This window comes from Streptomyces sp. NPDC056948, from assembly GCF_042674225.1.
Taxonomy (GTDB): Bacteria; Actinomycetota; Actinomycetes; order Streptomycetales; family Streptomycetaceae; genus Streptomyces; species Streptomyces purpurascens.
Window position 1 is genome coordinate 17,200 of the sequence record NZ_JBHUQX010000066.1, and the last position, 11,607, is coordinate 28,806.

The following is an 11,607-nucleotide window of genomic DNA, read 5'->3' on the forward strand; positions in this document are numbered from 1 at the left end:
TCGCGGCCGCGCCTCGCGCGTCCCCCAGCCTGCAAGGCAATGCCCCTTGAAACATCGATTTAGAGGCTTATTCAGTTTTAAGGCAATCATTCACCCACTCTGTCAGCTCGTATTTGCCCCGAAGATGGCCGGGTCAACAACAGCTCAGGGAAGGGTGATTTGGCATGGCAGATTGGGTGAAGGTCGCAGGTGCTCTCACTGCCATCTCGGCGGGGTCAAGGACGACGGTGTGGGGTGTGAACGCAGCCAGCGCCATCTACCGGTACACCAACTACGACGGCAACCCGTGGATCAACATCCCGGGGGGCCTCAGTGACATCGGAGCGGCGGCCGACGGCACCGTGTGGGGTGTCAACGCCGGCAACCAGATCTACCGTTACACCGGGGACCAGGACGGTGGCCCGTGGAAGGGCATCTCCGGCAGCCTGGTCCGCATCGACGCGGGCTCGCGGACGAACGTGTGGGGCGTGGACTCTGCGGGCGCCATCTACCGGTACACAAATCACGACGCCAACCCGTGGATCAAGGTCCCCGGGGTGCTGAGCGACATCGGTGCGGGCGCCGACGGCACTGTGTGGGGCGTCAACGCCGGCAACCAGATCTACCGTTACACCTGGGACCAGGACAGCGCGAACCCGTGGACGAGCGTCAACGGCAGCCTGAAGCGCATCGCGGTGGGCTCGCGGACGAACGTGTGGGGCGTCGACCCCGGCGGCAGCATCTACCGGTACACCAACAACGACGCCAGCGGCGGCAATCCGTGGGTCAAGATCCCCGGCACGGCCATCGACATCGCCGCCGGCGCCGACGGCACCGTGTGGCACATCAACAGCGGCGCGGAGATCTACCGGTACACCGGCGACCAGCCGAGCTGACCCCTGCCTCACCATCCATGCGGCCCCGGCTGCGGCCCCGGGCCTCGTCGTGCGAGACGTCGCCGGACTCCGACGCACTCAGGGATCGCCCGTTCCATGTACTGCTGTCGCGCGGAAAGGGGGTCGGTGACAGTTGCCGATCTAGCGCCTCTGTCTGGTCGGTCCACCAGGAGTCCGGCAGACGACGGTCGTGCTGGAGGAGGGGGCCGTCGGACACGAGCGGCTGGTCGACGCGGGCCACCAGCTCCGCCAGAACTACGACGACGTCTCGGCGGCCTACCCCGCCTGCGCGCCGGCAGCCACGGCGGTCGGGGCACCTGGTCCCCCGGTGGAGTGAACCCGCGGCGCACCATGCCATCCGGGCCCCGGGGACCAGTACCTGTAGTGCGTGATCAAAAACGTGATGCGTGCCGCGGCCATCGCCGCCCTGGCCCTCTCCCCCATGGTTGCTTCGGGCTCCGCTTCCAGTACCCCCGGCGCGGTGAAGGCAGCCATCGACTGCCCTGACGGCTACGTGTGCATCTACCCAGAGATCAACTTCGGCGGTCAGCCGTGGGTCCGGCGCCGTGGACGGCAGCGTGAAGGACCTGCCCTCCGCGATCCGTGACCGTGGCAGCTCGATCCGCAACAACTCCGACCGCACCGCCCGCCTGTACGAGAAGCGCGACTACAGCGGCCGGCATGTGTGCGTCACCCGCAGCGGCGGATCCATCCACGACCTGCGCGGCTACAACCTCAACGACCAGACCCGCTCACTGAAAATCAACCGCAACGACTGCGGCTGACCGCACGCACTCATCGATCTGGGCACCCCAGTTCGCACACAGCAGTCAGCCCCGCCGGGCGGCAACCACACGGCGGGGCTGATGAGCATGCGCGGTCGTGCAGGGCGGTCGCCTACGCGGCGAAAGGCTCTGCAGGGCTTCGATCGAGGTCTGCTCCTGTTGCGGCTCCGCGTGCAGGGTGTCCGCTTACGCGGCCGTGGTGAGTTCGGCGCGGCCGAACAGCAGCGCGTGGCCGGTGGGGAGTTGTTGGAGGATGCGAGTGATGAGGTCGGGGCCAGCGTGGGCGGCGACGGCCGCGAAGACGGAGCCGGTGTCCCACCGGGTCGTGGCCAGGGAGGCGCCGGAGCGGGCGGCGAGGGCCTTGACGAAGGCCCATCCGGTCAGCGGCTGGGTGGCGGGGATCTGTGCGGTCATGACGCGTGCGGCCTCCGGGGGCAGGCAGGCGGCCAGGTCGACGCGTTCGTCGCCGGTCAGCTGACGTCCCAGCCCTGAGAGGACCAGGCGGACGGCTTCGTCGGCTCTCTCACGGGTGGGGTAGGCGCCTTCGTAGCGAACCTTCTCCAGCATCTGCTCATACGCCGTCGAGTACGGCTGCTGGTGCTCAAGCGGTACGCGCACGTCGGTGATCACTCCGGTGTATGCCTTTCGTGGAACCAGGGTGGGTGGGCTGGAGCCGGTGCGCCGGCACCCAGCGATGGGTCAGGTGGGCCGAGGTCGGCCGAAGGGCAGGTCGTAGCCGTCGGGGAGCTGGAGCAGGATCTGGCCCAGGAGGTCATCGCCGGCCGTGTCGGCGACCGTGGACAGCACGGCGCTGACGTCCCAGGTCGCGGTCTGCGCGGTGGCACTCTCGATCCAGGCCGCGGTCGCACGCACGAACCGATTCGGGGACAGCGGTTCGCCGCTGCAGCGGAGTTGAGCAGGATCAGGGCGAAATCCTCCGGCAGGTGTGCCGTGAGCTGAGCGTGGACCTCGCCGACCGGGCGCGCCGAGCAAGGCGAGCACCACACGGGCCGCGCGGTCCGCCTCGTCACGCCTCACAGAGTCATCTCGGCCGCCACCCCTTCATGTCCTTCGGACTGCCGACAGGAGGTGCGGAGGGCGGGTGGTGAGGGCGAGAGCAGGTGCCCGTCCTCCGCACCAGAGTCCGGCCGGTGTCAGCCGGAGATCTCCCTGTGGCCGGATCCGACGCCGATGGAGATCTTGCGGGGCTTGGCGCGCTCGGCGATCGGGATCCGCAGGGTGAGAACGCCCGCGTCGTAGTGGGCCTTGATGTGCTCGGTGTCGAGGGTGTCGGCGAGCACGATCTGGCGGGAGAAGACGCCCAGTGGCCGCTCGGACAGCTCCATCTGCACGTCGTCGGCCTTCGCCGCCGGTCGGCGCTCGGCCTTGACCGTGAGCATGTTCCGCTCGACGTCGATGTCGATCGCGTCTGCGGTGACGCCGGGCAGGTCGAAGGCCACCACGTACTCGTCGCCCTCGCGGTAGGCGTCCATCGGCATCGCCGACGGCTTCGACCAGGTGCCCGGGCCCATCAGCTGCTGCGTCAGCCGGTCCAGCTCACGGAAGGGGTCAGTGCGCATCAACATCGTGAAAACACCTCCAGCAGGTTCAGGCAGTTACTGCCAATGCGCCTCACTGACACCGTTGTAGCATGTCATCCAATGGATGACAAACACGATGTCGTCTTCCTGATGACAACCCGAGGGAGGTGTCCGTGACCCCGGCCAGCCAGCCGTCCTCGCCCAGCACCGACGCCCACAGCCCGGCCTCGTTCCTTGCCGCGGCAGCGGCCCTTGACGCCATAGACGACGCCCTGCGCGAAGCCCGGCACGAGATGCCGAACGCCCCCGACACTCCCAGTCCCGGTCCGGAACAGGCCCTGGCCTCCTTGTCGCTGCTGCGGCAGGTACGCGAGCAGCTCGCCGGATGGGAGACCGGCCTGATCGAAACCGCCCGCGACGCGGGCGCCAGCTGGGCCGACCTCGCCCACCCCCTCGGCGTCGCCAGCCGCCAGGCCGCCGAGCGCCGCTACCTGCGTGGCCGCCCCGGCCCCGCCGGGACCACCGGCGAACAGCGCGTGACGGCCACCCGACAGGCCCGCGCCGCGGACCGCACCACCGCCACCTGGGCCCGCCGCCATGCGGCCGACCTGCGCCGTCTCGCCGGCCAGATCACCGCACTCACCGACCTTCCCCCCGCCGCCCGTCTCCCGATCCGCGAACTCCACGCGGCCCTCGCCCACGACGACCCCGCCAGCCTCATCGCTCCTCTGACCGCCACCCGGCATCACCTGGCCAGTACTCACCCAGACCTAGCCGCACAGGCCGACACCCTCACTCCCCCCTGAGCCGAAGCGATTGAGGAGCTCCTCAGCCCAGTTCCTGAGCGGGGCTTCGAGGTTGAGGTTGTCGCCTCCGCTCCAGCTCGCAGATCTTGGACTACCCGGCCGGGTGGCACCGCTGTCCTCCTGTGGTGCCACCCCGGTTCGGTTCAGGCCACGGGAGGGGACGGCGCTACTTCACCGCTCCGGTGCGGAAGGGGTGACCGCCGTCGTCGATCCGTAGCGTGCCCGAGCGGTGGCCCTGGGTCCATCTCAGTTCCAGGTACCAGCGCACCTCGCTCTTCGACGTGTGCGCGGTGACGTCCAGGACCAGGGGGGTCCCGGCGGACGCCTCGCGCGGGAAGCCGCGCCTCGGGCTCACGGCCCGGGGCTCGGGGGCGTCCAGGTCCACGGCGAACGGGTGCTGTGCGTCTGTGCCTTGACAGTCCGCGTAAGTGACTTCGGCGGGCGGGGCTTCGGCGGACAGTAGCCGGACGTCCATGGCGGTCATGGTCACGGGGCCCTCTGCCGTGCTTCGCACCTTCAGGCGGAACGTCGTGGGACGAGTCCGAGTGCCGTCCGTCCGGGGGCAGTCGTCGTTGGACGGGACGACTGCCGCCGAGAGGGGGACGTTCCCTCCGGCCGCCCCGACCTCCTCGGTCGACGGGTCGGGCACCGTGATGGCCGGGACCGTCAGGTCCGGTACCGACTCGGCGCGGAACCGGTCGATGGCCAGCGCTCCGGAGGTGCTGAGGGCGACCATGGCGGCCCCCAGCAGGACGTACCGCGAGACGAGTTGGCGGGCTGGCGGCGTCGGCTCCGCGACAGTCTGCGGACTCTGGACGACCGGTACCGGCGCGGGCACCGGCACCTCCGCATCCTCCGACGGGCTCGCCCCCCTCCCGCGCCGCGCCTCGTCCGCCACCGCCCATCGCCGGTGCAGCTCCAGCAGCTCCTCAGGGTCCGCCCGGCAGATCCGGCCGAAGCGTTCGACCGGGGCGAACTCGGCCGGCACCGAGTCACCGGTGCAATAGCGGTGCAACGTCGAGGTACTCAGGTGCAGCCGGCCCGCGAGAGCGCCGTAGCTGAGGCCCGCGCGCTCCTTCAGCGAGCGCAGCATCTCGCCCAGCCCGGCCGCCGTATCGGCGTCCCTCACCGTCCCCACCCCACCCACACGTCCCACCCCGTGTCCCATGCGGCCGCATCCCGCCTGGTCAGGGGATGCGGAGCGTCCCAGCGTCCCGGAACGGCCATCCGGGCTGGCCCGGGACGGACGTCCCGGGCAGGCTGCGATCACCAACCGGCGAGCCCGACAAGGGGATCATCACACATCTCGCCGGACGACTCGCGCGCGCACGCGCGGCCCTCCAGTCGACCGACCGATCCGCCCCAGGATGGAAATGATCACTGTCATACGCCAGACCCGCTCGTCCCGAAGATCCCGGATGCGCCGGCCGGCGATGGTAGCGAGAAGCACCGTGCTCGGTGTGCTCCTCGCCCTGCTGCTGTCCGTCTCCGGCGTCTTCCTCTCCGCCACCCCCGCCCGGGCGAACGACTACTACAGCAGCATCACCGAAGCCTCCGCGGCCAACGTCGACTGGATGTCACGCATCCCGGACGGGACCAACCTCGCCTGGCTCTCGGTGCCCGGCACCCACGACAGCCTCGCGCTCTGCGGGGACAAACCGGACCCGGACACGGGCCAGTGCTCGGGCATCGTCACCAGCATCACCCAGACGCAGGAGAACCACGGCTTCAGCGCGAAGACCCTGACCACCCAGTTCGACGCCGGCATCCGGGCGCTCGACATCCGGGTCCGGGTCGACAACGGGGACGAGGGGCTGAAGTTCACCGTCCACCACGGCGCCACCTATCAGTACGCCAACTTCACCGACGTACTGAAGGCCACCGACGACTTCCTGAGCGCCCACCCCGGCGAAACCGTCCTGATGAACCTCAAGGCGGAGTGCACCGGCTCCACCTTCTCCTGCAAGGACGCCGACGGGTTCGGGACCGACGAGTGGCGCAAGAAGATCTTCGACTCCTACCTGAACGGCCGCTCGTACACCGGGGACGGTAACGAGAGCACCCCGTCGACCGCCTGGCGCAACCTGTTCTGGGGCCCCTCGGTCACCGGCAAGAGCCAGTCGAGCCGCGTCCCGACGCTCGGCGAGGTACGCGGCAAGGTCGTGCTCCTCGGCTACCGGAACACCGGCGGCGGCATCTTCGGCGGCTACGGGCTCAAGCAGCCCTACCCGTCCGGCGGCTCCAACGAGGAGTACGTGCAGGACGACTTCGAGCTGTCCACCATCAGCGACATCGACGACAAGTGGGAGAAGGTCCGCGCGCACCTGCGCCGGACCAACGGCACCTGGGACGGCAGCCGCCCCGGTGAGAAGGACCACGCCTACAAGCAGGACGCGCTGTATCTGAACTACACCAGCGGCTTCGGGACCGGCGTCCACCCCTACACCGTGGCGGGCGGCACCCCGACGGCGACCGGTGTGAACAACTTCCTCATCCAGTGTCTGCGCGCCGAGAAGGACCGGTGCCCGGAGTTCTACGCCGGACGCGACGACCGGTTCGGCGGGCGGTCCGACCTGGACCGTATGGGCGTCATGATGATGGACTTCCCCGGCGGCAAGCTCATCGACGAGATCATCGCCCGCAACTCCGTGACGCACACCGACATCCGCGACGTCATGGTGGTCGGCGATTCCATCAGCCACGGGTACGAGGGTTACCACACCTGGCGCTACCGGCTGTGGGACTGGGCCAGGAGTAAGAAGTGGCCGGTCACCTTCGTCGGGCCGTACCGGGGCACCGTGCAGCAAGCCGACGCGCAGCCGCCGCGCCCGCCGGTGCTGGGCGAGAGCGGCGACGGCGAGCCCACGGAGCCAGGTCCGGGCGACCCGCGCGTCCAGGGCGAGTACGCCGGGGACGTGAATGCCGGGTTCTCCGCTGGCGGCTCGGCTCACTACGCCCTCTGGGGCCGTTCACTGACCCGGACCGTGCCGACCATCAAGCCGGTGATGCAGGAGCTGAAGGCCAAGGGCCGGACGCCCGACCTGCTCCTGGTCGAGCTGGGCTTCAACGACATCGGCTGGTACGGGGCGGGCGCCGATCTGGTCGGCACCATGAAGAAGTTCGTGGACAACGCGCGGGCGGTCAACCCGGACGTGCGGATCGTCCTGGCCAACGTCCCCCAGCGGACCACCCTGGGCGACGCGAACCCCGACCTCCCCCAGCGCATCAGCGACTACAACGCGGCCCTCGCCAAGGCGGCCCCCGGCTGGAGCACCAGCGCCTCGCCGGTGGAGCTGGCCGACCTGGACAAGGCGATGGGCTGCGACCCGAAGGCGACGACCTGCGCCACCACCTACGACGGGCTGCACCCCAACGCCCTCGGCGAGTACCGCATCGCCCAGGCGTTCGGCACCGTGCTGCACAAGGAGTTCGGCATCGGCGCCGCCGCGCCCGACGTACCGGACAGCGCACCCGGCCGGTCGCTCGCCACGCCGTCCGGCATGAAGTTCGACGGCACCCAGCAGGGCGTCACCGCCACCTGGAACAAGGTCTTCGGCGCGCACACCTACGACGTTCAGTGGCGTGACGTCACCACCGACTCGAACGCGGACTGGCAGGACGTGGTGCCCGGTGTGAGCGCCCCGCGCTACGACATGTCCTGGCAGTTCACCGACCAGCCCTACGACGGCCACACCTACGAGGTGCGGGTCCGCGCGGTCGCCGGTGACGGCGCGGCCAACCGTTCCTCGTGGTCCTCGGCAGTCCGGGGCAAGGCGGCGCCGACGACGGCGGGTCGGCCGCCGGGGCTCACCGCGACGGCCGGCGCGGGCTCGATCGACGTGCGCTGGTCGGCGCCGACCAACTCGCACAGCGGCTCGATCGTCCGGTACGCGGTATGGGTGTACGACAAGAGCACCCCGATGAACCACTCCCGGATCATCGGCTACCCGGCCTCCGCCCGCTCCGCCAGGATCACGGGGGTCACGGCGGGTCACGAGTACGTGATCCTGGTCTGCGCCTGGAACGCGTCGGGTGAGGGGAAGCCGAGCATGAGCGACACGGTGGTCCCGGGCTAGCGACCGGGTGCGCCGTCTGTGCCGAGCGCTCCGTTCGGGGATACGTTCCGGGCGGGGCGCTGGGCCACAAGCATCGAGGAGAGCACAGCGTGGCGATCAGGCGGATGGACAATGTCGGCATCGTCGTCGAGGACATGGACGCCGTCGCCGCGTTCTTCGAGGAGCTCGGCTCGTGCGGTAGGTCATTCCGAGCTGCCGCTGGACCGAGCGCCGACTGTGCCTAGCGTTCAGCAGGGAGTGGACGGCGGCATGACGGGCCCGGGTCCGATCGGCGAATCGGTGCCCGCGCGGCCAAGAAGAACCGGACGAGTCCGCGGCCACAGCAGCCTCGGGTTCGGGTCCGGTTTCACGGGCCGTGGGGACCAGAGCGCGGAGGCAGCGACGGTGCTGGGCGACGCTCCGCTCGGCGGCCTCGCTCAGGTTGTGCCAAAGATGCCACCGGTCCGCGACCTGGACGGGCTGCGGTGCACCGGCGGTGGCGTCCTCGGCGAAGAAAGGCGCCCGGTCTCGGCACACGACCTCGACGCCGGGCCGATCGGCGAGCCAGGCCGCCAGGCTCGATGCCTCCCGGTCGGGCAGCAGGTCGACAGGACGGCGGGATTCGGCGTCGACGAGAATAGTGCCGTAGTGGCGGCCCTTGCGGGTGGCGTACTCGTCGACGCCGACCACACGCGGGGCGGGCACTTCCGGCTCGGGAAGGGCGTCGACCAGGCGCAGGACGGTGCTCCGGCTGACGGAGACCCCGAGTACGGAGCTCAGTCGAGCGCCGGCCCGGCCCGTAGACCGACCGAGGCCAGCGTCGAGCGCAGCCGCTCGGTCCGCTGACCGTGCCTCCGGGTCAGGCCGGGTATCTGCTCGACGAAGGTGCGGCGTGCGCACCTCGAGTTCCCGCCGGCGAAGCGGCGGACCCTCAGCCGGAGAACAACGCTTCGTCCGGCGCTCGGCACATCAGCAGGAAATCGCAGGTAGGAACCATGAACCCGGACCGTCCCCCGCACCAAGACGCTGGTCAAGGGCTGGCCTCAGCCGCCCGCAGCGTGACGTCGCCTCGCAGTACTGTTGCGCGGCGCGCGACGCGGGCCTCGAATCGATCGGTGTGCGGGATTGCTCGGCCGTATGCGCGGCCGCGGCCGGCGCGGGATCGATGAGCCGCCTGCCGAGGACTGCGAACTCGTATCTCGGAGGAAGTCCTTGAACATCGCGACATGAACGCGGATGATGCCGCCAAACGTCAGCAGGAACGTCAGGCCGACCACGCACGCGAGACCAAGCCAGGCGATGAACGCAACCGCCCAGGCAAGCTCCGGCGACTCTGGCCGCTCCGTGGTGGCCAGCCACATGACCAGCTTCATCTCAATGACGGCGTGGCTGAGGATGAGGCCGTGCCACATCACTAGGAGCGCTACCTCCCACGCCAACTTTCCCGTAAAGCCCTCTCGTGGTGACGGTCTCGGTTCGCGCTTCACGAGTGCCTGGAACTCGACAGTGGCCACTACCAGGATGACCGGAATGACGGTCACCATCGTGGACGCGTAGTCGTCGGTCATCTTGTACGCCATGGCCCCCCCCCGGCGTGCTCACCAGGGCTACGACGGTAGGGCATACGCGACCGCTGGAAGGCACATGCTGGCAGCAATGACGTGCTGTGCCTCCGCCGGATGTGCGCTGGGGCGGGATTGGTGTGCACAGTGATCGACTAGCAGAAGCGGCTACCGACGCGGTCCCGCTGCTCACCGTCGGCCATGTGGGACACACGCCGGGGGGGGAAGGTCTGCGCCGGACGGCTGCACCCCTCGATCGCGGTCGCGTACGCCCCGTCTCGCCGTCGGCACACAGCAACCCGGCGCGTGGCTCATGGAGTCGGGCAGCCGTGGCACAGCTCCTCAGCCCAGTCCCGGAGCGGGACTTCCAGAATCAGGTTGTCGCCCCGGGCCACGGTCTGGAGCAGCTGGGCGCATACGGTCGCTTCGGCGGCGAGCCCGTCCGGGCTGCTCAGGACCGGGAATGCGGCGCGGACGCGAGCGGCGACGTTCGGCTGCAGCAGGGTGTAGGCGTAGAGCATGGCGGCGTCGAACCCCATGGGAGCGCTGCCCCAGCTCTCCCAGTCCAGGATCTGCTGCGGTGCGGTGAGGTTCGCCCAGTGCAGGTCGCCGTGGGCGGTGGTCCAGCAGGGCGCCGTCGGAGCCGGGATGCCGACGAACTCGGGGGTCGCCCGGTCCATGTACTGCTGCCGCACGGCGACGCGGGTGGTGCCAGCCGCCGACACCTTCTCCAGCACCCCGGCGAGGTCGGTCCACCAGGAGTCCGGCAGCTCGAAATCGTGCTGGCGGACAGGGTCGTCGGACAGGACGGGCTCGGTGACGCGGGCCGACAGCTCGGCGCGGTAGGCGGTGCCGTTGTCGACGGCGTCGTGGACGCCCAGGAGCGCGGGCCGGTATCCGTCGAGGTCGCCGAAGGCGTGCTGGGCATCCAGGGCGCCGTCCCACAGCTTCCCCGACGCCTTGTCCGCCGGGGCGGACACCAGCCGCAGCCACGCCGGGTCGCCGACGGTGGTGCGGCCCGGGGTGCCCAGGGTGCGCCCGGCCCAGCCCCAGAACTCCCCGCCCGGCTCGGTCAGCACGTCCAGGGCCTTGGCGGCGCGAGCGTGGTGGGTGCGCATGCGCTGTTCGGTGTCCTGGTCAGGGGGAGGCGAGTACATGGGTGATCTCCCGCAACTGGACGGCGGTCAAGGGGGGTTGGGCAACGGCGTCGGCCGCTTCCTTCCAGTGTGGCGTACTGGAAGCGGCGAGAAGGACGTTCGTCACTCCTGGGCATGACGCGACGGCGAGGATGCACGCTTGTGAGGAGGTCAGGCCCGGCCGGATGAGGTCGGCGAGCTCCTGGTCGACCATGCCCGGGAGCTCGCCACCGTGCAGCGGCGCGGAGGCCATCACCCGCAGGCCCACGTCGGCGGCGGCCGGGAGCGGCCCTTGGCCGTGCAGTGCCTGCGTGATCGGCGTCATCATCACCAGACTCACCGGCAACTGGACCGCGACCAGGTGGTGGTGCTGTCCGCCGGTGGCTTCGGCGGCCAGGGCGAGCAGCTCCCCCACCGTGAACGCCCCTTCGTCCAGGCCCGCCCAGGTGCGATCCCGTACCCGGCCAGATGCCCGGCCGCCACGGCTTCCTCCAGGACGACGAACGCCTCCCGCAGCGCGCGGTGCAGGGCGGGGCGGTCGTCGGGTTGGGCGCGCTCGGGGGTTGTGCAGCAGGACCAGGTCCAGCTTCTCGCGCCCGATCTGCTCGCGGTTGCGGCCGGTCTGCCAGCGCACGTACTCGGGGGCGAGGCTGTGCCCGGCCAGGGCCTGGTCCTCGGTGAGGACACCGGCGTTGACGGCGTCGGTGCCGGTGGCCGCGGTGAAGTACCCGGCCTTGGTGGAGACGCGGAGGGACGGGTGGGCGGCCAGGGCCGGGGCCAGCAGGGTCTGGGCGCGGCCTGCCGCGTAGTTGGGGGCGGTGTCGATCCACGGCGCGCCGGAGGCGGC

Annotated in this window: 12 protein-coding genes and 3 pseudogenes; 7 read left to right on the plus strand and 8 right to left on the minus strand. The window is 70.2% G+C overall.

What is annotated here, in order from left to right; all coding sequences use genetic code 11:
• The first annotated feature begins 236 nt into the window (after positions 1–236).
• The 4 genes from ACFTZL_RS11465 (at position 237) to ACFTZL_RS11480 (ending at position 1,660) form a co-directional block, all read left to right on the plus strand.
• Positions 237–875, plus strand: coding sequence for a tectonin domain-containing protein (locus ACFTZL_RS11465; protein WP_382580487.1), 639 nt, complete (start codon positions 237–239; stop codon positions 873–875).
• Positions 876–1,065: 190 nt separating this feature from the next.
• Positions 1,066–1,212 (plus strand): hypothetical protein, encoded by a 147-nt coding sequence (locus ACFTZL_RS11470; RefSeq protein WP_382580489.1) that lies wholly within the window; start codon positions 1,066–1,068, stop codon positions 1,210–1,212.
• A gap of 105 nt (positions 1,213–1,317) precedes the next feature.
• On the plus strand, positions 1,318–1,482 hold the full coding sequence (locus ACFTZL_RS11475) for a peptidase inhibitor family I36 protein (RefSeq protein ID WP_382580508.1): 165 nt from the start codon (positions 1,318–1,320) through the stop codon (positions 1,480–1,482).
• Positions 1,442–1,660, plus strand: coding sequence for a peptidase inhibitor family I36 protein (locus tag ACFTZL_RS11480; RefSeq protein WP_382580491.1), 219 nt, complete (start codon positions 1,442–1,444; stop codon positions 1,658–1,660). Before ACFTZL_RS11475 ends, ACFTZL_RS11480 begins: the two co-directional genes overlap by 41 nt.
• 186 nt (positions 1,661–1,846) lie before the next feature.
• Here the strand turns inward: ACFTZL_RS11480 and ACFTZL_RS11485 are convergent, their stop codons facing one another.
• The 3 genes and pseudogenes from ACFTZL_RS11485 to ACFTZL_RS11495 form a co-directional block, all read right to left on the minus strand.
• Positions 1,847–2,290 (minus strand): DUF2267 domain-containing protein, encoded by a 444-nt coding sequence (locus tag ACFTZL_RS11485; RefSeq protein ID WP_382580492.1) that lies wholly within the window; start codon positions 2,288–2,290, stop codon positions 1,847–1,849.
• 69 nt (positions 2,291–2,359) lie between these two features.
• Positions 2,360–2,686 (minus strand): annotated as a pseudogene (locus ACFTZL_RS11490) (DUF2267 domain-containing protein); the annotation flags it as partial.
• A gap of 128 nt (positions 2,687–2,814) precedes the next feature.
• Entirely contained in the window at positions 2,815–3,246 is a 432-nt protein-coding gene (locus ACFTZL_RS11495) for an Hsp20/alpha crystallin family protein (RefSeq protein WP_382580493.1), read from the minus strand.
• A gap of 128 nt (positions 3,247–3,374) precedes the next feature.
• Here ACFTZL_RS11495 and ACFTZL_RS11500 point away from each other — a divergent pair, with 128 nt between their 5' ends.
• On the plus strand, positions 3,375–4,007 hold the full coding sequence (locus ACFTZL_RS11500; RefSeq protein WP_382580495.1) for a type III effector protein: 633 nt from the start codon (positions 3,375–3,377) through the stop codon (positions 4,005–4,007).
• A gap of 166 nt (positions 4,008–4,173) precedes the next feature.
• Here the strand turns inward: ACFTZL_RS11500 and ACFTZL_RS11505 are convergent, their stop codons facing one another.
• Positions 4,174–5,136: a helix-turn-helix domain-containing protein gene (locus ACFTZL_RS11505; RefSeq protein WP_382580497.1), complete on the minus strand. Its 963-nt coding sequence runs from the start codon at positions 5,134–5,136 to the stop codon at positions 4,174–4,176.
• Between the two features lie 322 nt (positions 5,137–5,458).
• Between ACFTZL_RS11505 and ACFTZL_RS11510 the strand changes: the two genes are divergently transcribed.
• Positions 5,459–8,083 carry a phosphatidylinositol-specific phospholipase C domain-containing protein gene (locus ACFTZL_RS11510; RefSeq protein ID WP_382580499.1) on the plus strand — a complete coding sequence of 875 codons (2,625 nt, stop codon included), beginning with the start codon at positions 5,459–5,461 and terminating at the stop codon, positions 8,081–8,083.
• A gap of 89 nt (positions 8,084–8,172) precedes the next feature.
• A pseudogene (locus tag ACFTZL_RS11515) lies at positions 8,173–8,253 on the plus strand (VOC family protein); the annotation flags it as partial.
• A gap of 259 nt (positions 8,254–8,512) precedes the next feature.
• Here the strand turns inward: ACFTZL_RS11515 and ACFTZL_RS11520 are convergent.
• The 4 genes and pseudogenes from ACFTZL_RS11520 to ACFTZL_RS11535 all read right to left on the minus strand — a co-directional run.
• A pseudogene (locus tag ACFTZL_RS11520) lies at positions 8,513–8,962 on the minus strand (transposase); the annotation flags it as partial.
• A gap of 143 nt (positions 8,963–9,105) precedes the next feature.
• Positions 9,106–9,630 (minus strand): hypothetical protein, encoded by a 525-nt coding sequence (locus tag ACFTZL_RS11525; protein WP_382580500.1) that lies wholly within the window; start codon positions 9,628–9,630, stop codon positions 9,106–9,108.
• A gap of 305 nt (positions 9,631–9,935) precedes the next feature.
• Positions 9,936–10,781, minus strand: coding sequence for a hypothetical protein (locus ACFTZL_RS11530; protein WP_382580502.1), 846 nt, complete (start codon positions 10,779–10,781; stop codon positions 9,936–9,938).
• On the minus strand, positions 10,762–11,607 hold an 846-nt coding region (locus ACFTZL_RS11535), incomplete at its 5' end, for an aldo/keto reductase (RefSeq protein ID WP_382580504.1). The genes ACFTZL_RS11535 and ACFTZL_RS11530, both read right to left, overlap by 20 nt.